This is a genomic window from uncultured Deefgea sp. (assembly GCF_947072475.1).
Classification (GTDB): Bacteria; Pseudomonadota; Gammaproteobacteria; order Burkholderiales; family Chitinibacteraceae; genus Deefgea.
The window spans coordinates 120910-143329 of record NZ_CAMTIA010000001.1; the positions used below are offsets into that span (position 1 = coordinate 120910).

Consider the following 22420-nt stretch of genomic DNA (forward strand, 5'->3'; position numbering starts at 1 on the left):
TTGTCGGTCATGCAAAGTGGAATATTGTAGGGTCGGCTTTCGCCGACTTGTTCGTCGCCTGAAGGCGACCCTACGTAGCTGATATATTCGCTTGCAGCGTTTGATTGAATTTTTTTGGGTATTTCAAACTAAGTACCGCAGATACGCTGAGCAAAGCGTAATCGTACGCATGCCATTCCTCCGATTTCGCTTTGCTCTATCGGAGCTACAGTACTGCGTGTCTGGCTTTAAACCCGGCCAAGCGGTGCGCGATCATTTGCATGAATTTACATAGTCGTCGGTCATGCTAAACGGCGTCTTGTAGGCTCGGCTTTAGCCGACTTATTTGTCGCCTGAAGGCGACCCTACGGCAGTAGTTGATTAGTTACTGCTTAGGTATGTAGTTCTAGCCTCTGTTAATTAAAGGCTAGATACGAATACCCTACACCAGCACCACATCAAACTGCTCTTGTGTATACGCCGTTTCTACCTGCAGGTAGATGGGTTTTTTGATGAAGTCGGCCAGTTGCGCGAGGTTGGCCGATTCTTCGTCAAGGAACATATCGACCACCGATTGCGCGGCGAGGATGCGGTATTCTTTGGCGTTAAATTGCCGGGCTTCGCGCAAAATCTCGCGCAAAATTTCGTAGCATATGGTTTGGGCGGTTTTGATTTCGCCGCGCCCTTGGCAGGTGGGGCAGGGCTCGCACAGCACATGGGCGAGCGATTCGCGGGTGCGTTTGCGGGTGATTTCGACTAAGCCTAGGCTGGTGAAATTAGAGACGGTGATTTTGGTGCGATCTTTGCCTAGCGCTTTATTCAGTTCGCTCAGCACCGCGGTTTTGTGTTCTTCATTATCCATGTCGATAAAATCAACGATGATAATGCCGCCTAAATTGCGTAAGCGCAGTTGGCGGGCGATGACTTGGGTGGCTTCGAGATTGGTTTTGAAGATGGTGTCGTCAAATGAGCGGGTGCCAACAAAGCCGCCGGTGTTGACGTCTACTGTCGTCATGGCTTCGGTTTGATCGATGATCAGGTAGCCGCCAAATTTAAGATTGACGCGGCGGCTCATGGCGCGCTCGATTTCGGCTTCGACGCCGTGCAGCTCAAACAAGGGGCGATCGCCCGAATACAGTTGAATGCGCGGTAACACGTCGGACACAAAACGGCCGGCAAATTCAGTCATTTTGGCGAAGTTTTCGCGGCTATCGACCCAAACACTGTCGGTATCGGTGGTGACCATATCGCGCAGCGCGCGCAATTGCAGCGATAAATCTTGAAATAATAGCGAGCGGGCCGGTAGGGTGATCGAATTGGTTTTGATATCGGCCCAAATCAAGCTGAGGTATTCAATATCGGCGCGTAGCTCGTCGTCTGAGGCATGATCGGCGCTGGTGCGAATAATGTAGCCGCGATGATTGTCGGGCAATAAGCTTTCCATCCGAACGCGCAAACGGTCGCGCTCTTGGTCGTTACCAATGCGCTGAGAAATGCCAATGTGGGTGTCTTGCGGTAAAAACACTAAAAACCGGCCAGCAATGCTGATTTGCGTTGAAAGCCGCGCGCCTTTACTGCCGATCGGGTCTTTAACCACTTGCACCATAATGGCTTGGCCTTCATGAATCAGCCGCTCAATGCGCTGCACTTCACTGGGGTTTTGCCGCTGCTCGATGACGTCGGCAATATGCAAAAAAGCGGCGCGCTCAAGGCCGATTTCGATAAAGGCGCTTTGCATGCCGGGCAATACCCGCTTGACCATGCCGAGATAAATATTGCCGACCAAGCCGCGATGCGCGGCGCGTTCGATATGAATGTCGTGAACTACACCTTCATCAATGCTAGCGACGCGGGTTTCTTGCGGGGTGATATTGACGAGGATTTGTTCTTTCATAGTGGTCTCAAAGACTGGCTCAGTGGGTGCGTAGCGATGTGCTGCCAGATACTTAATAAATGCTGTGTTCCCGTTAGAAACTGTTGAATCAATTGGGCACTCAGTTGCGGATCATCAGGATATTCATGGGCGAGTGTGTTGCGGGTTTCACGCAGTGTTTTCCATTCGTTGACGCTAGGAATGACGGTCAGACGCTCTAATCGTTGTAGCTTTTCGGCGAATGGCGTATTGGGCGGAAAAGCTTCGCCAGCTAAGTCACAGATTGCGGGGAGCAGTAGCATGCCTAATGTGTCTTGTAATTTACCAAAGCGATACGCCAGTTGATCCAGTATTTGGCGTTGCTCCATCGTCAGATTACCCCAATCGGGGTGATCAAACTGATCTAGCTGCATGAGCGCATTTTGCATGGTGCTGGCATGCAGTTGGCAGCTTTGAAAGATGCTGCGTAGTTTAAGTGGGTTCATAAGATCACGCCTTCTCGCTTGGCAACCGCAACGATGGCGGGGGCTTGTGTGAGTTGTGGGCTGCTGAGTACCACGTCGATTTTTTCATCTTCAAGGCAAGGCTGGCTGTGCAGTTGCACTAAAAATGCTAATTTGGCTTGGATTAATTGGGCTGCGTTTAAATCGGCTTCAATCAGCAAATCGTAATCACCGCCTTTGGCGGCATCGTTGACTCTGCTGCCAAATAGCCAAACTGTGGCGCTAGGGCCAAAGTGTTGTTGAGCGGCTTGTTGTATTGCGCGGTGTTGCTTAGCGGTGATTCGCATTGTTCGCCCTGCTTAAACTTAGCGCCATTGCGGTCAGCTCATGCCAAACTTCACCTTCGCCGATGCCTTTGATCAAACTGTCGATGCGCGCGGCCTGTTGTAGTGCATTGGTCAGTTGCCGGCGGTTAACGCGGGCGGCGGCGGCTTCGATGAGTTTTTGCTTGTTGCCCCACAGGCGTAAATCTTTGATCAGTTGCGCGGTGGGGATATTGCGCGCGCGCCCTTGGGCAAAACGATAGAGATTACGCGTTTCTTCGGTCAGCGCCCACAGTACCAGTACCGCCGATTCGCCCTCGGCTTTGAGCCCGCTGAGCATATGCACCATGCGCTCGGCGTCGCCCTGCAGTAGCGCTTCGCCCAATTGAAACACATCGTAGCGCGCCACATTGGCCACAGCCGCCGTCAGATCGTCCAGCGTTAATAGGCCAGATGGGTGCAATAGCGCGAGTTTTTGGATTTCTTGCAATGCGGCTAATAAATTGCCTTCAACGCGATCGACCAACCACGCCATCGCTTCGGGGCTGAGGTTTTGTGCTTGGGTGGCGAGGCGTTTGCTAATCCATTGTGGTAAGGCACTGCGCTCGATGAGCTTGGCTTCGATGACTTCACCAGCCTTGGCCAGCGCCGACATCCATTTGCTATTGAGCGCGGTTTTGTCGAGCCGAGGCAGGGTAATAATAGTGAGTGTATCGCTGGGCAGCTTGCTGGCAAAGGCTTCTAGGGCTTTACCCCCTTCGGTGCCGGGTTTGCCATTGGGAATGCGTAATTCTAAAATCCGCAGCTCGGCAAATAAAGACAGCGATTGCCCGGCCGAGATGAGCTGCTCCCATTGAAACTGCGCGGCGTTTTCAACAGTGAGCACTTCGCGCTCGCTATAGCCTTGCTGCCGCGCGATGTCTCTGAGCGTTTGCACCGCCTCTAGGCTCAATAGCGCTTCGTCGCCATGAATAATATAGAGCGGGGCGAGTTTGCGTTTGGCTGCGGCGGCTAAGTCTTCGCTACGCATTATGGTTGTGTTGGCTTAATCGCGGATGCTGCCGATGTTGCTGCGGATGTTGCTGCGGATGTTGCTGAGGCCGCCGATGCTGCTGATGCCGCTGAAGCTTTATTGACGCCTTTGGCGGCGGCATTGATGCGGCGAATCAATTGCTGCGAAGAATCGCGCTGCATTTCGGTAATCAATTTACCTTCTTCGCTTTCATTGGCGAGGATGTCATTTTCATCCCACTGCAAGGTACGGCTCAGCGAGATATTACCGTCTTCAATTAATGGCTGTTTGTCGAGCGTGGCGGTAAAGCGAACGCGGTAATACACGCGGTATTGCACCACTTGGCCCTTGTTATTGACACTTAAAATTTGCTTGTCACTACTTTCATTAACGATATTGACCGCCACTTGCGCATCGCTAGTCACCAATTTAACGTTGTCTTGCACGATGATGGCTTTGCGTAGCTCTTGCGCAGCGCTGCCGCCACCGCTGACTTGTATGGTTTTAAAGTTCAGTTGTGCGGCCGGCCCTTGTCCGCGTAAATGAAAGCCGCAGGCCATTAGGCTAAGGCAGAGCCCAAGAAGGACGAGGGTTTTCAAACGTAAGGGCATGTGGTACTCCAAAATAATTGCGGCTTAACGCCAGCGGCTTGATATGGGCTGCGGGCATTGAGTCGGCGTATTGACGGGTATGGACCAGTTTTTTACTGGCTGGTTCACACAACGGTTCAGTCGATTGGATACGTCTAGCGTATCGGTGCTTTGGGGTGCTTATTATGCCCGCTGATTTGCCACCCAACTCAGCGAAATCGAGCGGGCTTGCCCGCGATGGTTTTTCTAATGCACTGCTACGTTTGACCTTGCCGTACTCGATCAGTGACAAGGTCAAACGCTTAACTCGCTAAATGCTCGCGTGCAGCGTTAGAGCACAATACTGACTAATTTATTCGGCACTACAATCACTTTCTTCGGTGTGCCAGTCAGGTGTTTTTGTACCGCTTCATCGGCCAATGCGGCGGCTTCGATTGCGTCTTTGCTGGCGTCTTTGGCGACAAAAATCTCGCCGCGAACTTTGCCGTTCACTTGCACCATCATTTTGATTTCGTCTTGCGTGAGCGCGTCCAGAGCGGGCTCTGGCCATGCTGCATGCGCGATTTCACCGGCAAAGTTCAAGTCTAGCCACAAGGTGTGTGCGATATGCGGCGCAGCAGGGTAGATTGCGCGTAGCAACAGACCAAAGCATTCGCGCATCACTGCGGCATTGCTCTCCGAGTACGCATCAAGCGCATTGAGCATTTTCATCACGCCAGACACGATGGTGTTGTATTGCAGACGTTCGTAGTCGTTATTAATTTGCTTGAGCGTGTTGTGGATTTCAAAACGCAAGGTTTTGTCGGCTTTACTGAGTTCAACGCCATCAAGGGTATTGCTTGCTGATTTAATTGCATCAGCATGCTTAACGCTATACCCCCATAGACGACGCAGGTAGCGATAAGCACCTTCTACGCCGCTGTCTGACCATGCTGCGCTTTGCTCGGGTGGGCCAGCAAACATCGTGAACAGGCGCGCAGTATCGGCACCAAATTTTTCGATAATGTCTTTTGGCTCAACCACGTTGTTTTTCGACTTCGACATTTTTTCGATGCCGCCCATCACCACGGGCAGGCCGTCTTCGACGCAAATTGCTGAAATCGGGCGACCTTTTTCGTCGTGTTGAATTTCAACTTCGGCAGGATAGAACCAGCGTTTTTTGCCGCTGGCTTCTTCGCGATAATAACTGTCGCGCAGCAACATGCCTTGGGTAAAGAGGTTTTTGAAGGGCTCGTCAAAGTTGATCAAGCCTTCATCGCGCATCGCCTTGGTCCAAAAACGGGCGTACAGCAAATGCAATACCGCGTGCTCAATCCCGCCGATGTATTGATCCATGCCGCCAGCTGCATCTGAACCGGCGCCCATCCAGTATTGGGTGCCATCGCCGACCATGGCTTCCGTATTTTTTGGGTCGCAATAGCGCATGAAATACCAGCTCGAATCGACGAAAGTATCCATGGTGTCGGTTTCGCGCTGCGCGGCTGTGCCGCATGTTGGGCAGTCGACATTCAAAAAGTCGGCGCGTTGTTTCAGCGGATTGCCTGAGCCATCGGGGATGCAGTCAGTCGGTAGTACGACTGGCAATTGCTCGTACGGTACCGGCACATCGCCGCAGCATGGGCAGTGGATGATTGGGATTGGCGTGCCCCAATAACGTTGGCGTGAAATGCCCCAGTCGCGTAAACGCCAAGTGGTTTTTTTCTCGCCGGCGTCTTGCGCTGCTAAATCAGCAGCAACCGCATCAACGGCCGCTTTAAAGCTCAAGCCGTCGTATTTGCCAGAGTTGATCGTTACGCCACGCGTTTTGTCGCCGTACGATTCTGCCCAAGCATCCGTACTGAAGTTTTCGCCTTCAATCGCAATGACTTGTTTGATTGGTAAGTCGTATTTTTTGGCAAAACCAAAGTCGCGTTCGTCGTGCGCTGGCACGGCCATCACTGCGCCGTCGCCGTAGCCCATCAACACGTAATTGCCGATCCAGACTTCAACTTGCTCGCCAGTGAGTGGGTGAGTGACGAATAGGCCGGTGGCTTTACCGAGTTTTTCTTGGCTGGCGATTTCAGCTTCGGATACGCCGCCTAGTTTGCATTCTTCAATAAACGCCAGCAATTCTGGTTTGAGTTCAGCAGCGCGGGTGGCGATGGGGTGTTCGGCGGCTACCGCACAGAAGGTCACGCCCATAATGGTGTCAGCACGGGTGGTGAACACAAACAGCTTGCCGTCTTGCACTAAATCGCCGTTGGCATCTTGAATGTCGTGATTAAACGCAAAGCGCACGCCTTCGGATTTGCCAATCCAGTTGCGCTGCATGGCGCGCACCATATCAGGCCAACCGGTGAGCTGATCGATGTCGGCCAGCAATTCTTCGGCGTATTGTGTGATGCCAAAGTAGTAGCCCGGGATTTCGCGTTTTTCGACCAAAGCGCCAGAGCGCCAGCCACGGCCATCCACTACTTGCTCGTTGGCTAATACGGTTTGATCTACTGGATCCCAATTGACGACTTGGGTTTTTTTGTAGGCAACGCCTTTTTCCAGCATTTTTAAGAAGAACCATTGGTTCCACTTATAGTATTCAGGATCGCAAGTGGCGATTTCACGCGACCAGTCAAATGACAAACCCAGTGGTTTCATTTGCGACTTCATGTCGGCGATATTGGCGTAAGTCCATTCCGCTGGCGATTTGTTGTAGGCAATGGCCGCGTTTTCTGCTGGCAAGCCAAATGCATCCCAACCCATTGGCATCAAAACATTAAAGCCTTTCATCCGTAGGTGGCGCGCCAGCATGTCGTTGATGGTGTAGTTACGCACATGGCCCATATGCAACTTGCCCGATGGGTAAGGCAGCATTGAGCAGGCGTAATACTTAGGACGGCTCTCGTCTTCAGTGACTTCAAACGCGCGTGCATCTTCCCAGTGCTGTTGGGCGGCGGCTTCGACTTCAATCGGTGAATACTGTTCTTGCATGTGAATGGACCTGCGGATGGCTGACAACAATCTGCCGATTATACCCGAGTGCGTGTTTTAAAAGTGCTGCGTCGGGCTTGAACACTGACGATTTTGGTGACGAGCTGCCGCAAATTGGCTTGCAATAGCTTAAATAATGACAAATATTGAATGCTATTTGACTGACTCAAGAAAGAATTTGATCGGTTTAACTGGATTGATGGGTTTATCTGGCGTGAGATAGGAGTAACAACAATGCGGCAAAAACAGGGCTTTACCTTGGTTGAAATGGCGATTGTACTGGTGATTATTGGTTTGATTTTGGGGGCGGCGTTTAAGGGCAAAGATTTGATTGATAGCGCCAAGGTGAAAAATATGGCGGCGCAAGTCAATAAAATGCAAACCGCGTTTAATGCCTATTTTGATAAATACGGCGCGTATCCGGGCGATGGTTGTCCGGGCACCGGCACTGCGCCCGCATTGGGCAATGGCGTGAGTCTGTGTGTTGCTGGCAGTCGTAATGGCTTACTGAGTGATGCCACCGAAGCCAGTGATGCACTGATTTTGTTGCAAAATACCAATACGCTGACTGCTGCCGATTTAAATAGTGTTTTTGGCGTGCCGTGGCAGATTTCAGTCGCCGGCGCAGCGAGCGGCAATTATGCGGCCAATACCAACTATATGCAGCCGGGCACGGGCGCGGTGGATTTGCGCTTTGTGTGCGCGCTGGATCGTTTAATTGACGATGGTATTCCCAGCGCGGGGGTGATGCGCAGCTCGGCTACCGCAGGGGCGGTCACGGCAACAGGTACCAGCTACGATGCGACGTCTGACTGTTGGCAAGGCGCGACACAGGTCACGATGGGCGTGCGCATTTTGCCTTAATACCTGCCGTATGGGACGGCTGACGCGTCACCGCCGATGTGCCGGCATGGCGCTGCAATGCACGATCGCTATCGCGACGAGAGTGCGATGCTGTCTTTTGCTGCAATTGATTTTTGTCGGCTGGTTTGTCTGCGAGGCGCACTTGGATCGTCGGCTAAAGCCGACCCAACAAAGTCGTTGGCTTTCTGAACGAAAAACATCAGCAAATAAGGCTAGGTGAGTGAGCCGCAGCTTTAGCGTGGCAAGGCGCGCGTGGCTGGCCTTAAAGCCAGGGCGTCAATGACTAAGCTGATTCGTTTTTGAGCGCTTCGCGCAATAGGGCGAGCGTGACTGGGCGTTGCTTGGATAACGACAGGGCGTTAATGGTGTCGATTTGCCGATACAGATTGGGTAGGTCGCGCTCGGCATGGCGCATTAAATAATCAACTTGCTCTTCGCTGAGCTCAAAACCCAAACTGCGTGCGTGGCGTTGTAATGCGGCGGCTTTGTCGGTATCCGATAGCATTTTGAGTTGATAAATCAAACCCCAGCCCAAACGAGTGGTTAAGTCGTCGCGCAGCGGCAGCAACATCGGCGGTAAATGGCCGCTGACCAAAATCCGGCCATTGCCTTCACGCAGCGTATTGTAATGATCAAATAAAACGATTTGCTGCTCGGCGTCGAGGTTTTCTACGTTATCGACAATCAACGCAGCATCGCTGGCGAGGGTTTGCGGCAGCATGTCGCGTTTGGCATTCACTAAATACACGGTGTGCGCGTCGATGAGGCGCTCTTTGGCCGCAGCGAGCAGATAGCTTTTACCTGCGCCGTGTTCACCCCAGATATAAATCGCGCGAACGGTACGATCGCCACTGGCCCATTGGCTGAGTTGAAACAGCAGCTCGGCGTTTTCTCCGCGCACAAAATCATCAAAACTTTTGGGTTGTGGCAGGTGCAGATCAAGGACGAGCTGATTCATTCAGGGCGACCTTGTCGGTTTTGGAGGCAATTTATGCGCTGAAAACGCATTCTTCCTGTGAATGGGGGCAGGCGAAGTGTCAATTTTGATATAAAATGCGTGGTTTAGCTGATGTGCTCTCTATTCTAACGCACACGGCGGGTGTTTTGACAGTCAATGAGTTAACTCATTACCAAGCCATCCGCGCTCAGCCCAGATCACTCCAGTACGAGGCCTTAATCCATGTCCAAACAAAGTCTGAGTTACCGCGATGCCGGTGTTGATATCGACGCTGGTGACCAGCTCGTTGAAAACATCAAACCGTTTGCTAAACGTACGATGCGCCCAGAAGTGCTTGGCGGTATCGGTGGTTTTGGCGCGCTGGTTGAAATCAGCAAAAAATTCCAAGAGCCAGTGTTGGTGTCGGGCACCGATGGTGTGGGCACTAAACTCAAACTCGCATTCGAATTGAATCGTCACGATACCGTGGGGATTGATTTGGTGGGTATGAGTGTGAATGATATTTTGGTGCAAGGCGCAGAACCGCTGTTTTTCCTTGATTATTTTGCTTGTGGCAAGTTGGACGTTGCTAGCGCAACTGAAGTCATCAAAGGCATTGCTGCCGGTTGCGAGCAAGCCGGTTGCGCTTTAACCGGCGGCGAAACCGCTGAAATGCCAGGCATGTATCCTGTTGGCGAATACGACTTGGCGGGCTTTGCCGTTGGCGTCGTTGAAAAAAGCAAAATCATTGACGGCACCACCATTGCTGCTGGCGACGTGGTATTGGGCTTGGCATCCAATGGCGCGCACTCGAATGGTTATTCGCTGATTCGCAAAATCTTGCATCTGGCTGATGCCGATTACGCAGCTGAATTTGATGGTGGCAAGAGCTTGGGTGATGTGGTGATGGCACCAACGCGCATCTATGTGAAGCCATTGTTGAAACTGATGGCCGAAATGACCGTCAAAGGCATGGCACACATCACCGGTGGCGGCATTACTGAAAACGTACCGCGCGTATTGCCAGCTAATGTGGTGGCGCAAATTGATGCGGCTAGCTGGACGATGCCAAAATTGTTCCAGTGGTTGCAAACAGAAGGCAATGTTGCGCCACAAGAAATGTACAAAACCTTTAACTGCGGCGTGGGCATGGTGGTGATTATGTCGGCGCAAGATGCTGCTGCGGCTACGGCTTTACTTGAAGCTGAAGGCGAAACGGTTTACCAAATGGGTACTGTGCGTGCACGTGTTGGTGAAGAGCATCAAACACAAGTGGCGTAAGTTACCGCGCAGCTGATCGCGAATGGGGAGGCAAACATTAATATGGATGCCGGCCTTTTTTGCGAGGTGCTAGGCGAGACCAAGGTCGGTCTCGCTTTTTTATTTTTAAATCCACAACATTACATTTAGTGGGTATACGAATGCAGTCTTTTCTGTATCTAGCTTGCATTCATATACGTCACTCATTAGTTAGAATTTATGCCAAAAAATATTGTTATTTTAATTTCGGGCCGTGGCAGCAATATGCAGTCGATTGTTAACGCACAGATTGCCGGAGCGCAGATTGCGGCGGTGATTTCTAATCGGCCAGATGCGGCTGGATTGGCATGGGCGGCTGAGCGTGGCATTACCACGGCGGTGCTCGACCATAAAGCCTTTGCGGGGCGCGATGCGTTTGATGCGGCCTTGCAAAATTTGATTGACGGCTTTGCGCCAGATTTGGTGGTGTTGGCTGGATTTATGCGGATTTTAACCGCGGATTTTGTGAAGCATTACGTCAATCGCTTGATTAATGTGCATCCTTCATTATTGCCGGCGTTTATTGGCGTGAATACCCATCAGCGGGCGATTGATGAAGGCGTTAAATTAGCCGGTTGTACCGTGCATTTTGTAACGGCCGAGCTCGATAGCGGGCCGATTATTGCGCAAGCGGCAGTGCCGGTATTGCTCGACGATACTGCCGATAGTTTGGCGCAGCGGATTTTGCAGCAAGAGCATCAGCTCTATCCCAAAGTGGTGCAATGGTTTGTCGCAGGTCAGCTTGAAGTGCAAGGTTCGCGAGTGCGGGTGAGCGCGGCCAATGATGCAGCGGCCTTTTTGCAAGCGCCGGGTGGCTAAGGGATGAAATTTTGGCGCTATCTTTTTGGCTTTGCTTTACTGGCTTCAGTGTTGCTGCATTTGAGCGTACTGCTGGCTGGACCGATTTATGATTGGTGGACGCAGCCGGAGTTTGAGCAAACTGCGCTGAGAAAAACTGAGCGTAAATTGGCCGAACAAAGCTTAGACGACAGCGATAAACCGGCTGAGCTGGCGAATGTGCAAGCAGTGGATCAGCAGCAAGTATTTTTAGCGCCAGCGACTGAACCTAGCATCAAACCGACAGCAACCAAAGTCGCCAGCGCGCAGCCAAAGCCGCGACTCAAGACGGCATCCAAACCGGCGGTACTGGTCGCTTCCGCAGTTGTTGTTGCCTCTGCCGTGGCCAGCGAAAACATGCCGGTGAGTGTCGATGGCAGTGATAGTTTGGGGGTGAATGTCGCCAGTGCGGTTGTGGAAAATAATCCAGCGAGTGCGGTGGCCAGTCAGCCGGCGGCGGCGGTCACTGCGGATGCAGAGCCCGCGAGTAAGGTAGCCAATAAAGCCTCACGGGTGATGGCGCAGCTCAATCGTGAAGCGAATAAACGCTTTCCAAAAGTGGTGGATATTGGCTATTACTGGACCGTGTTTGATGCGCGAATGCAGTGGAAGATCGACAAAGATCAGTATGTTTTGCGCTTACAAGCCAATCCAGTCGGCAAAAAAATTGAGTATTTGAGCGAAGGTAAAATCAGCGCCAAACAGGGCGTAACACCAATGCGCTTTGCCGATTTGAGTCTGGGCCCCAATACACCTAAAAATTCGGTTGATTTTAATTGGGCCACGCAGACGGCCGTTGTGGGCCCGCCGAACGCGCTAAAAACCGAGCCTTTAGAGGCGGGCGATCAAGATTTATTATCCGCCGCCTTGCATTTGGCGCTGATGGGTAGCCGACAAACGAGTTATGGCATGTCCTTGTTTAGTGGTAAAAAACGCTACCCCGATGTGGTTTTTGAGCTTAAAGGCGAGGCCACATTGACTTTAGGCACCACTAAAGTGGATGCCGTTTTGATGCGCGCACAATGGAGTGATCGCCAAGTTGATTTTTGGTTGGCACCGGAATGGAATAATCTGCCGGTGAAAATGTCGGTCAATTTAGGCAAAGATGGTAGTTTTGAAATTTTGGCCAAGGAAGTGACGTTGGATGGGCGTAAAGTGCTAGAGTGGATTAGCCCGCAAAATCAGCAGCAGCGCCGACCTTAATGTCGATGATCAGTAATGAATGAGCGCTCATTTGAGTGTGAAACGTAATTAATAAAGAGAGTAAATCATGACCCCTATTCAGCTTTCCGCTACTTTGGATGTGCTTAACGCCGCGCTAGGTTTTAATGCGCCTGCTGATGCCGTGGTTTCACGCCATTTTCGTGAAAATAAAAATTTAGGCCCAAAAGATCGTGCCGTCGTTGCTGAAACCGTATTTGGTGTATTGCGCCATTTGCCACAGCTCGATTGGTTGGCCGGTGGTGATGCGGGGAGCAAACTACCGAGCACGCGCGATTTATTGTTGGCGTTTTTTACCCGCATTAAGCATTTAAATCTGCGTGAGTTGCCAGGCGTATTTGGTGATAATGATAAAGAACGTGCTGCTGGTATGAAGGGTATGTCGCTGCGTGACGCACCACTTCACGTGCGTGCAGCATTACCCCAGTGGGTGATTGATGCTTTATTGGCTTCTGGCAAAACCGAAGATGAAATTTTGGCCTTGGGCCAGTCGATGTTGCAAGCGGCACCGCTCGATTTGCGCGTCAATGGCATTAAAGCCAAGCGCGATGCGGTGGCGGAAGAATTAAAAGCCGCGGGCGATATTAATACCACGCCAACGCCATTTTCACCGTGGGGTTTACGCGTTGAAGGCAAGCCGGCGATTAATAAATACAAAGCGTTTATGGAAGGCCGCGTTGAAGTGCAAGACGAAGGGAGTCAGTTGTTGGGCTTACTATGTGGCGCCAAACGCGGTCAAATGGTGGCGGATTTTTGCGCTGGTGCGGGTGGCAAAACATTATTGCTGGGCGCAATGATGCAAAATACCGGCCGCTTGTATGCGTTTGATATTTCAGAAAAACGACTGTCAAACCTGAAACCACGCTTGTCGCGTTCGGGTTTGTCGAACGTGCATCCGCAATTGATTTCGAGTGAAACCGATCAAAAAATCAAGCGTTTGGCTGGCAAAATGGACGTGGTTTTGGTGGATGCGCCGTGTTCAGGGATGGGTACTTTGCGCCGCAATCCCGATCTTAAAGCGCGTCAAACCGCTGAGGGTGTGTTGGAGTTAAATGCCAAGCAAAGCAGTATTTTGAAATCAGCAGCGCGTATGGTAAAAGCCGGCGGTCGTTTGGTGTATGCCACATGCAGCTTTTTGCCGAGTGAAAATGAAGCGATCGTGGCTGAATTTTTAGCTAATCATGCCGATTTCCAATTGCTTGATGCGCGTGAAATCTTGAAAAAAGAGCGCGTTGAGATTGAATTGGCGAATGAATATTTGCAGCTCACGCCACAACAGCATCACACTGACGCCTTTTTTGCTGCGGTGATGACGCGAGTGGTACCGACGGCGGTTGTTGCTCCAGATGAAGAAGTCCCAGCAGCGGAATAAATCAGCGCCACCCAATAAAAAAGACCCGCAAGGGTCTTTTTTATTGTCTGAACTTTGATTCTCTGAACAGTTACTTATTTTACCACGCGTAATTGCGGCTTGCCCGTTGGGCGTGGTGGCGGATCTTTGGGCTCATCCGATGATTCTGGCGCACTTTCTGGTGCGCTATCGGCTTCTGCAAAATTATCTTCGTATTCAAAGCCCATTCCTTCGCCATTTTCGCGCGAAAAAATAGAAATCACTGCGCCGACAGGGATGGCGATATCGCGTGAAACGCCATTAAATCGAGCCGAAAATTGAATAAAGTCATTGGCCAGCTCTAAATTGCGACAAGCGCTATAGCTAATATTAAGGACGATTTCACCGTTTTTGACGTATTCCATCGGCACTTGCATCTGGCCGCGCACCGCAACGACCAAAAAAGGGGTGAAGCCTTGATCGGTACACCATTCATGGATGGCGCGTAATAAATAAGGTTTGGTTGACACGATTTGCATAAGATTCTCCGTGAGAATGGGGTGTGAGGTGGGGCTTGCGCCTCACACCTCTTCACAGCATTACTTGCGCATTGCTTTTTCGTTGGCAGTCAATGAGTCAATAAATGCTTCGCGGCTAAATAAACGCTCAGCATATTTCATCACTGGCGCTAGGCCTTTGGTGACTTCGATTCCGTAGTGCTCAAAGCGCCATAGTAGCGGTGCGATGGCAACGTCGAGCATTGAGAAATCTTCGCCCAAGATGAATTTTTGCTTGGTAAACAGTGGGGCAATTTGCGTCAAATTATCACGGATGGTGGTGCGCGCCAGTTCAAGCGCTTTTTTCGTTGAGCTGCTGTCTTCGAGGGTTTTAACGTGAATAAATAATTCGCGCTCCAAATTAAAGAGCATCAAGCGAGCACGAGCGCGCATCACTGGATCGGCTGGCATTAATTGTGGGTGAGGAAAACGCTCATCAATATATTCATTGATAATGTTGGATTCGTACAATTGCAATTCACGCTCAACTAAGACCGGAACTTCATTGTAGGGGTTCATGATGGCCAAATCTTCGGGCTTGCTGTGGATATCGACATCGAGAATTTCGAAATCCATTCCTTTTTCAAATAGTACAATGCGGCAGCGGTGACTAAATGGGCATGAGGTACCAGAATATAATTTCATCATAATGATGCCTATCAACTTTTAAGAATGAATGGGATTTTACTATTTTTGCAGCGCAATATCTAGTTGTTGTGCCATAAGTGCTTGTTATTAAATAAGTAATTGCGAAGTAATTGGCAATAAAAAAGGGCGGTTAATCCGCCCTTTAAATCGATTTCACACTTTAATGAATGTCTTTCCAGTATTCTTTTTTCAGTAAGTAAGTCAGAGGCACCAAGATAAACAGTAAGAACAGCACGACGGCGTAGCCGATTTGTTCACGTTTAACTTGTGCAGGTTCTGACATATACGTCATGAAATTCACCAAATCACCAACACGCTGGTCAAATTCTTTGTTGTCATAGCCGCCACTTTCAGTGCCTCGGGTTAAGAGGCCCGGTTGTGCCAGCTTAAGGGTATGCACTTCGTGCTCGCCTTCTTTTTTGACTTCTAGAATCTGCTGACCTTGCAGTTGCCAAAGTACGTTTGGCATGCCGACTTTATCAAATACGGTGTTGTTCCAGCCAGTAGGGCGGGTGTCATCACGGTAAAAGCCACGTAAATAGGTATACAGCCAATCAGAGCCACGTGAACGCGCAATTAAAGACAGGTCTGGCGGTGTGGCACCGAACCAAGCTTTGCCTTCTTTGGCATCCATCGCCACTTTCATTGGGTTGCCAATTTTGTCAGTGGTGAACATCAGATTTTTTTCGATCTGCTCTTGAGTTAAACCAATGCCTTCGAGGCGGTTATAGCGCATCGCTACCGCGCCATGACAGCTAAGACAGTAGTTCACAAAAGTTTGTGCACCCCGTTGCAGGCTTTCAGCATTACGCAAGTCAATCGGCGCTTTGTCCAGTGCAACGCCACCACCAGCTGCATGGCTGTTGATTGACACTGCCGCAAGCAAGGCAAACAGTAAGTGATTAATAATTTTTTTCATGCTCCCCGCCTTATCTCATTGTTACGCGGTCAGGAACCGGTTTCGTTTTATCGATCTTGGTATACCAAGGCATCGCGATAAAGAATAAGAAATAAATGACTGATAACACTTGCGACAAAATCGTACCAATTGTCGTTGGTGCTTGTGTCCCTAAGTAGCCCAAACCTAAGAAGGAAATGACAAACAGGGTCAGTGCAAATTTATAAATCGGTCCGCGATAGCGAATTGATTTCACCGGTGAGCGATCGAGCCAAGGTAAAGCAGCAATAATCATCGTTGCCGCACCCATCGCCAATACGCCCCAGACTTGCGAACCAAAGAACGAGGGTACCGCACGCAAAATCGCGTAGAACGGGGTGAAATACCAAACAGGGGCAATATGCGCCGGTGTTTTTAAGGCGTCCGCTGGGTCAAAGTTGGGTGCTTCTAAGAAATAACCGTTCATCTCTGGAGCAAAGAACAAGATGGCAGTAAACACCACTAAGAACACCGATACACCAAAAATGTCTTTCACCGTGTAATACGGGTGAAACGGAATGCCATCGAGTGGAATGCCAGTTTTTGGGTCTTTGTTCTTTTTGATGTCAACGCCGTCAGGATTGTTTGAGCCAACTTCGTGCAATGCCACCAAGTGAGCAACCACCAGGGCCAACAAAACTAAAGGTACGGCGATCACGTGCAGTGCAAAGAAGCGATTCAAGGTTGCATCAGAGACGACAAAGTCACCCCGAATCAACTCAGATAAATCTGGGCCAATCACCGGGATTGAAGCAAACAAGTTCACAATCACTTGTGCACCCCAAAATGACATTTGACCCCAAGGCAATAGATAGCCTAAGAATGCTTCAGCCATCAGGCACAAGAAAATCATCATGCCAAAAATCCAGATTAATTCACGGGGTTTTTGGTATGAGCCATAAATCAGGCCACGGAACATATGCAGATAGACCACGACAAAAAACATCGATGCGCCGGTTGAATGCATATAGCGAATCACCCAGCCGCCGGCGACATCACGCATGATGTATTCAACAGAGGCAAAAGCGACCGAAATATTGGTACCCGGAATCAAATTGCCATCCGGTTTGTAGTTCATGGTCAAGAAAATACCGGTGACGATTTGGATAACCAAAACCATCATGGCTAATGAACCAAAAAAGTACCAAAAGTTAAAGTTTTTTGGTGCGTAATATTCGGAAATATGTGCTTTCCAAGTCGATGTCAGCGGAAAACGCTCATCAACCCAGCCGAGTACTTTTTCGGGCACTTGATCTAGTTTGCTCATGTCTTCTCCCTTTATTAAGCTTCACCAACCAACAGTCGAGTGTCGGATAGGTATTTGTGTTCTGGGATAATTAAGTTGGTTGGCGCAGGGACACCTAAGAATACGCGGCCAGCCAAGTCAAATTTGGAACCATGACAAGGGCAATAAAATCCACCAAGCCACTCTGGACCCAAATCAGCAGGCGCTAAATCCGGGCGGAAAGTGGGTGAACAGCCCAAATGCGTACAGACGCCGACAGCCACCCAGATTTCAGGCTTAATCGAGCGTGTTGCATTGTGACAATACAGCGGTTGGTGATCGACGATGGACGTCGGGTCAGCCAGCTTAGGATCGTTTTTGGGTAAGAGTGTCAGCATTTCTGGGGTACGTTTGACGACCCAAACTGGTTTGCCACGCCATTCAATGGTGATCTTTTGTCCGGGCTCTAATTTGCTAATATCGACTTCGACCGATGCACCTGCCGCTTTAGCCCGTTCTGATGGGAAAAAGCTGGCAATAAACGGTACTGCGACCCCTGCGACGGCTGCGCCACCAGCGGCACTGGTCGCGATCAGCAAAAATCGTCTTTTACTATTATCTACTTGTTGGTCACTCATAACCCAATCCCTGATTGACTGAACGCAATATCTTTTAAAGTAGCAAATTCTACCTGAAAGAGGCTTGGAACTTAAAGCAGCTTTACTCGTCTGACGCTGCATTTTTACAAAAAGTCAGCGTTTTGTAGCTATTTTGGCGTAAAGCGCCAATTCTTCCGCCAGTTTGTCGGCTAAAGCTTGGGTGATTTCTTGTACGGTTTCTTGCTTGCTGCCAGGGTTGCTGATTTGAAATACCCGCACATTGACGCGCCAGCCTTGTTCGGTTTGCGTCAGGATATACTGCATTCTGGCCTCGGTCGGGATGCTGGTATTGCGCATTGGCATCATCAATTCGACCCTTTGCTTGCCTCGGCTGCGAATTTTCATGCCCTTGTCGGTGCGGTATTTGATGATATCTTCGAGGATGGCTTTGCTGCTGCGAGACGGAATAATGATGCTGGGGCTAAGCGGATCTTTGCTTACAGATGAGGTGTTATTGGGGTTTGGATTTGATGGTTCAGAGGGCGAAATTGTGGTGCAGGCACTGATAATGCTCGCAATCAGTAGGATACTGAGCGTGTGAACTGAGCGCAAAATTTGCCAATTAGAAGCGATTTTCATACTGGGTTATCCAAATCAAGATGGGTATGTTGAAGGCCAAACTGCTGCGCTAAGTGCTCTCCTAGTGCGGCGATGCCGTAACGTTCGGTCGCGTGATGGCCTGCCGCAATAAAACTGACGCCGCTCTCTTTAGCAAGATGAGTGACAAATTCAGAGGCTTCTCCGGTGATAAAGCAATCCACCGCCAAATTGGCGACCTCATGGAAATAACCTTGCGCGCCACCGGTGCACCAAGCAACATGACGTATGATTTGATCGGCTGGCCCAATACTGAGTGGTTGACGATTTAGGGCGACGGCAATGTGTCGCGTAAAAGTATCAAAAGACATCGGGACGGGTAATTCGCCGAGCCAAACTAAATTTTGGTCACCGCAGCGCCCAGTGGGTATAAGACCCAGTTGTTTGGCTAACTGAGCGTTATTTCCGAGTTCAGAATGAGCGTCGAGCGGTAAATGATAGCCAAATAAGTTTAAATCGGCGGCTAGTAAGGCGGCAATGCGTTGTTTTTTAGTGCGTACAATGGGTAATGCTTCGTTTTTCCAAAAAAAACCATGATGCACCAGCAGCGCATCGGCATTGAGTGCAATGGCGGCATCAATCAGCGCTTGCGATGCGGTCACGCCTGTGACGATATGTTGTATTTGATTGCGGCCCTCAACTTGCAATCCATTGGGTGCATAGTCCTTAAATTGCGCAACAGACAATAGTTGGGCAAGGTAAGCTTCTAATTCTTGACGTTGTATAGGCATAAAAGATCTACGAGATATGAAAAAACTTTGGTTGATTTTCGCACAAACGACCACGATCGGCTTAGCCATCTGGTTTTTGTTTTCGGTATTAAGTCCAGCACCAACGCCACCTGCGGTGGTGACGGTGAAAGAGGTGATTGCTTCGGCTCCGGTTTCGAGCGAGCTTTCTTATCGTGGCGCAGCTAAGCGGGCTAAAGCGGCGGTGGTCAATATTTATACCTCCAAGGAAGTCAAATCAGGGCGTCGGGCCTTATTTAATGACCCGGTATTGAAGCGCTTTTTTGGTGAGCGAGATGGTGAAGACGGCAATAAAGCATCGAGCTTGGGTTCTGGTGTTTTAGTCTCGCCGCAAGGCTATATCGTGACCAATAATCACGTGGTGGAGTCGGCCGCAGAGATTGAAGTGGCACTGGCCGATGGCCGTACGGCGAGCGCTAAATTAATTGGCAGTGATCCTGAAACCGATTTAGCGGTGATTAAAATTGATTTGGATCAGTTGTCGGCGATTGATTTTGCCAATGTCGATCAGGCCGAAATTGGCGATGTGGTGCTGGCGATTGGTAATCCATTTGGCGTTGGCCAAACGGTGACGATGGGGATTATTTCGGCTTTAGGTCGCAGTGAATTGGGGATTAACACCTTTGAAAATTTCATTCAAACCGATGCCGCAATTAATCCGGGTAATTCGGGTGGCGCTTTGGTCGATGTGCATGGCAATTTATTGGGGATTAACACCGCTATTTTCTCTAAAACTGGCGGCTCACTCGGTATTGGCTTTGCAATCCCGGCCAATATTGTGAAGCAAGTGATGGATGCCATTATTAAAGATGGCAGTGTCACTCGAGGCTGGTTGGGGATTGAGGTACAAGATGTGACACCAGATTTGGCCGCTTCGCTCAAACTTGAATCTAGTAAAGGCGCTTTGATTGCGGGGGTGGTTCGCAATGGCCCTGCTGCGGTGGCAGGGATTCGTCCGGGGGATGTTTTGCTTCGTATTGATGGTAAAGAAGTGAGTAATTCAGCACAAATGTTGAATTTAATCGCGGCATTACCGCCCGAGCAAGCAACGCCGATTACTGTCATACGCCAGGGCGAGCCTTTAACTTTAAATGCCGAAATCGGTATGCGGCCTAAATTTAGTCGCCGTTGATGGATTGACACAATGAAAAGCACCGCTGAAGTCTGCGGTGCTTTTTTTATGCCCCTCGTTGACGACGCTCGTTTCGAGCGCGGCGGATTAAAAAAGACGAGGGCTTGGGGTTGATGGGCCGTGCTAGACGGCTTGGCCGGTGTGTTGTGTCTTAGCCTTGCAACAGCAGCATCTCGGCGGCCGCTAAATTGTCTTGCTCTCCAAGAAGGACTAACACATCGCCGCTATTGAGCTGGAAGCTCGCATCGGGCTGGATAGGGGGCATGTTGCGGCGGCGAATGCTGCGAATTTCGACTTGGAATTGCTCTAGTTTGAGCTCGGCAATGGTGTAACCAATGGCATGCGCATTTTGGGTGAGTTGCAAGGTGTGTAGGCGTGGATAGTTACGATCGCCTTCATCGGCATCTTCATTGAGTCCGCGATAAAAGCCGCGAATCAATTGGTAACGGGCCTCACGAACTTCACGAATTCGGCGAATCACTTTATTGAGCGGCACCCCCAACAGCATCATGGTGTGCGACGCCAGCATCAAACTACCTTCCATGATTTCGGCTACGACTTCGGCTGCGCCAGCGTTTTTGAGTAAATCGATGTCGCTATCGTCTTGCGTGCGCACAATGACGGGGATTTCAGGGCGAATTTGATGGGCTAACTCAAGGATTTTCATCGCTGAATGCGTGTCGGCATACGTGACAATGATGGCGCGTGCGCGCATCAGGCCGGCGGCGAGTAACACTTCGCGTTTAGCGGCATCCCCAAAGACCACCGATTCACCCGCCGCAGTGGCTTCACGCACTTTTTCTGGGTCTAAATCAAGGGCGAAAAAATGGATGTCTTCTTGGGTTAAAATACGCGCCAAAGATTGGCCGCTACGGCCAAACCCACACAAAATAACGTGGCCATTGGCGGCCATGCTGCGTACGGCAATATGGTGCAAATTGGCGGCGAGATTCATCCATTCGGAGCTGGCTAAACGCAGTACTAATTTATCTGAATGCTGAATGAGGAACGGCGTAATGAGCATCGATAGAATCACCCCGGCAGTGACCGCTTGCAGTACATTGCTTGGCACTAAGCCGCCTTGTGCGGTGAGTGCCAGCAAAACAAAAGCAAATTCGCCACCCTGACCCAGTGCAAACCCAGTGCGTAGTGAGGTGCCTGCGGTGTTACCGAATAGCCGTGCTAAACCGGCAATAAGGGCAATTTTTAGCGGGCCCAATAGTAATAAACTGGCCAGCACAATACCCCATTCTGAAATTAAGATGCTGAAGTTTAAATTCATCCCCACGGTGACGAAAAATAGGCCGAGTAATAAATCGCGGAAAGGACGAATATCGTCCTCCACTTGATAGCGATACTCGGTTTCAGCAATCAACATCCCGGCTAAAAAAGCCCCTAAAGCCAGCGACAACCCGGCTTGTTCGGTCAGCCATGCAGTCCCGAGCGTGACCAATAAAATATTGATCATAAATAGCTCGCTGGCATGCTGTTTGGCGACCAAATTAAACCAAGGGCGCATGATTTTTTGCCCCAGCGAGAGTAGTACGGCCAAGACAAAGACGATTTTAATCGCGGCTAAAAATAGCGAAAATAGTAGTTGGTCAACTTGGATATTGAGCCATGGAATGGTGATGCTGCCATCGGGCAGGCTTAAGGCAGGAATGATAATAAGGAAAGGGACGACGGCCAAATCTTGGAACAACAAAATCCCAATCGCATTTTGCCCGTGGGGTGCATTGAGTTCGCTGCGATCACTGAGTAATTTAGACACCATCGCGGTGGAAGACATCGCCGCTGCGCCGCCAAGAATTAAGCCGGCTTTCCAATCTAAACCGGCAAATAAGACTGCGGCTGCGACGCAAATTAATACCGCCGCCACTTGTGCTGCGCCTAAACCAAATACAATTCGCCGCATGGCATTGAGTTTGGCGAGGTTAAATTCCAGCCCAAGGGTAAACATCAGAAAAACAATGCCGTATTCTGCCAAATGACTAGCTTCATCACTCGATTGAATCAATCCCAAGGCATAGGGGCCAATCAGCATCCCGACTAGTAAATAGCCCAGCATGGCCGGCAATTTGAGTTTGCGGCAGAGTACGACGGTGATCACTGCCGCAGCAAGCAGTACAAGAAAGGACTGTAAATTAATCGGCATGGGTTTCATTAGAGTGGAATGCAATTTGATTATAACTGAGCTGGCCCTGTTGCTGACGTACTGATTATTCACAGCCTACTGTTATCTAA

At 50.1% G+C, this 22420-nt stretch carries 21 protein-coding genes; 6 read left to right on the forward strand and 15 right to left on the reverse strand.

Features of this window, described 5'->3' with window-relative positions; genetic code table 11:
* Positions 1–421 precede the first annotated feature (421 nt).
* The 6 genes from rng to leuS all read right to left on the reverse strand — a co-directional run bounded on the left by rng (position 422) and on the right by leuS (position 7184).
* Positions 422–1873 (reverse strand): ribonuclease G, encoded by a 1452-nt coding sequence (gene rng, locus Q0V82_RS00555; RefSeq protein ID WP_297571810.1) that lies wholly within the window; start codon positions 1871–1873, stop codon positions 422–424.
* Entirely contained in the window at positions 1870–2337 is a 468-nt protein-coding gene (locus Q0V82_RS00560) for a hypothetical protein (RefSeq protein WP_221020989.1), read from the reverse strand. The genes rng and Q0V82_RS00560 overlap by 4 nt, the downstream gene beginning before the upstream one ends.
* Positions 2334–2642, reverse strand: a complete 309-nt coding sequence (locus Q0V82_RS00565; RefSeq protein WP_297571813.1) for a nucleotidyltransferase domain-containing protein — start codon at positions 2640–2642, stop codon at positions 2334–2336. Before Q0V82_RS00565 ends, Q0V82_RS00560 begins: the two co-directional genes overlap by 4 nt.
* Entirely contained in the window at positions 2626–3648 is a 1023-nt protein-coding gene (gene holA, locus Q0V82_RS00570; protein ID WP_297571815.1) for a DNA polymerase III subunit delta, read from the reverse strand. Before holA ends, Q0V82_RS00565 begins: the two co-directional genes overlap by 17 nt.
* Positions 3648–4241, reverse strand: coding sequence for an LPS assembly lipoprotein LptE (gene lptE, locus Q0V82_RS00575; protein ID WP_297571818.1), 594 nt, complete (start codon positions 4239–4241; stop codon positions 3648–3650). Before lptE ends, holA begins: the two co-directional genes overlap by 1 nt.
* Before the next feature lie 309 nt (positions 4242–4550).
* On the reverse strand, positions 4551–7184 hold the full coding sequence (gene leuS / locus Q0V82_RS00580) for a leucine--tRNA ligase (RefSeq protein ID WP_297571821.1): 2634 nt from the start codon (positions 7182–7184) through the stop codon (positions 4551–4553).
* A 234-nt stretch (positions 7185–7418) separates the two neighbouring features.
* On the opposite strand from leuS, the gene Q0V82_RS00585 reads away from it, so the two are divergent.
* A complete protein-coding gene (locus tag Q0V82_RS00585) occupies positions 7419–8048 on the forward strand; it encodes a type II secretion system protein (protein WP_297571822.1) in 630 nt (209 codons plus the stop codon).
* Between the two features lie 283 nt (positions 8049–8331).
* Here the strand turns inward: Q0V82_RS00585 and hda are convergent, their stop codons facing one another.
* Positions 8332–9006, reverse strand: a complete 675-nt coding sequence (gene hda, locus Q0V82_RS00590; RefSeq protein WP_297571825.1) for a DnaA regulatory inactivator Hda — start codon at positions 9004–9006, stop codon at positions 8332–8334.
* Positions 9007–9228: 222 nt separating this feature from the next.
* On the opposite strand from hda, the gene purM reads away from it, so the two are divergent.
* The 4 genes from purM to Q0V82_RS00610 all read left to right on the forward strand — a co-directional run bounded on the left by purM (position 9229) and on the right by Q0V82_RS00610 (position 13714).
* Entirely contained in the window at positions 9229–10266 is a 1038-nt protein-coding gene (purM, locus tag Q0V82_RS00595) for a phosphoribosylformylglycinamidine cyclo-ligase (protein ID WP_226763874.1), read from the forward strand.
* Between the two features lie 198 nt (positions 10267–10464).
* Positions 10465–11103 carry a phosphoribosylglycinamide formyltransferase gene (gene purN, locus Q0V82_RS00600; protein WP_297571827.1) on the forward strand — a complete coding sequence of 213 codons (639 nt, stop codon included), beginning with the start codon at positions 10465–10467 and terminating at the stop codon, positions 11101–11103.
* A 3-nt stretch (positions 11104–11106) separates the two neighbouring features.
* The gene (locus Q0V82_RS00605; RefSeq protein WP_297571828.1) at positions 11107–12324 is read left to right on the forward strand and encodes a DUF3108 domain-containing protein; all 1218 of its coding nucleotides are present in this window, start codon (positions 11107–11109) and stop codon (positions 12322–12324) included.
* 67 nt (positions 12325–12391) lie between these two features.
* On the forward strand, positions 12392–13714 hold the full coding sequence (locus Q0V82_RS00610; protein WP_297571829.1) for an RsmB/NOP family class I SAM-dependent RNA methyltransferase: 1323 nt from the start codon (positions 12392–12394) through the stop codon (positions 13712–13714).
* Between the two features lie 74 nt (positions 13715–13788).
* Here Q0V82_RS00610 and Q0V82_RS00615 read toward each other — a convergent pair whose 3' ends face one another.
* The 7 genes from Q0V82_RS00615 to Q0V82_RS00645 form a co-directional block, all read right to left on the reverse strand.
* Positions 13789–14211 carry a ClpXP protease specificity-enhancing factor gene (locus Q0V82_RS00615; protein WP_297571832.1) on the reverse strand — a complete coding sequence of 141 codons (423 nt, stop codon included), beginning with the start codon at positions 14209–14211 and terminating at the stop codon, positions 13789–13791.
* 60 nt (positions 14212–14271) lie between these two features.
* Positions 14272–14877, reverse strand: a complete 606-nt coding sequence (locus Q0V82_RS00620) for a glutathione S-transferase N-terminal domain-containing protein (RefSeq protein WP_297571833.1) — start codon at positions 14875–14877, stop codon at positions 14272–14274.
* Between the two features lie 160 nt (positions 14878–15037).
* Positions 15038–15796 carry a cytochrome c1 gene (locus tag Q0V82_RS00625; RefSeq protein ID WP_297571834.1) on the reverse strand — a complete coding sequence of 253 codons (759 nt, stop codon included), beginning with the start codon at positions 15794–15796 and terminating at the stop codon, positions 15038–15040.
* 10 nt (positions 15797–15806) lie between these two features.
* Positions 15807–17081, reverse strand: coding sequence for a cytochrome bc complex cytochrome b subunit (locus Q0V82_RS00630; protein ID WP_308445209.1), 1275 nt, complete (start codon positions 17079–17081; stop codon positions 15807–15809).
* 14 nt (positions 17082–17095) lie between these two features.
* On the reverse strand, positions 17096–17677 hold the full coding sequence (petA, locus tag Q0V82_RS00635) for a ubiquinol-cytochrome c reductase iron-sulfur subunit (RefSeq protein WP_297571836.1): 582 nt from the start codon (positions 17675–17677) through the stop codon (positions 17096–17098).
* Positions 17678–17791: 114 nt separating this feature from the next.
* Positions 17792–18277 (reverse strand): hypothetical protein, encoded by a 486-nt coding sequence (locus Q0V82_RS00640; RefSeq protein WP_297571838.1) that lies wholly within the window; start codon positions 18275–18277, stop codon positions 17792–17794.
* Complete coding sequence (locus tag Q0V82_RS00645) at positions 18274–19026, reverse strand: Nif3-like dinuclear metal center hexameric protein (RefSeq protein WP_297571840.1); 753 nt, start codon at positions 19024–19026, stop codon at positions 18274–18276. The genes Q0V82_RS00640 and Q0V82_RS00645 overlap by 4 nt, the downstream gene beginning before the upstream one ends.
* A gap of 16 nt (positions 19027–19042) precedes the next feature.
* On the opposite strand from Q0V82_RS00645, the gene Q0V82_RS00650 reads away from it, so the two are divergent.
* Positions 19043–20176, forward strand: a complete 1134-nt coding sequence (locus Q0V82_RS00650; RefSeq protein ID WP_297571842.1) for a Do family serine endopeptidase — start codon at positions 19043–19045, stop codon at positions 20174–20176.
* Between the two features lie 151 nt (positions 20177–20327).
* Here the strand turns inward: Q0V82_RS00650 and Q0V82_RS00655 are convergent, their stop codons facing one another.
* Positions 20328–22331, reverse strand: coding sequence for a monovalent cation:proton antiporter family protein (locus Q0V82_RS00655; RefSeq protein ID WP_297571844.1), 2004 nt, complete (start codon positions 22329–22331; stop codon positions 20328–20330).
* Positions 22332–22420 lie beyond the last annotated feature (89 nt).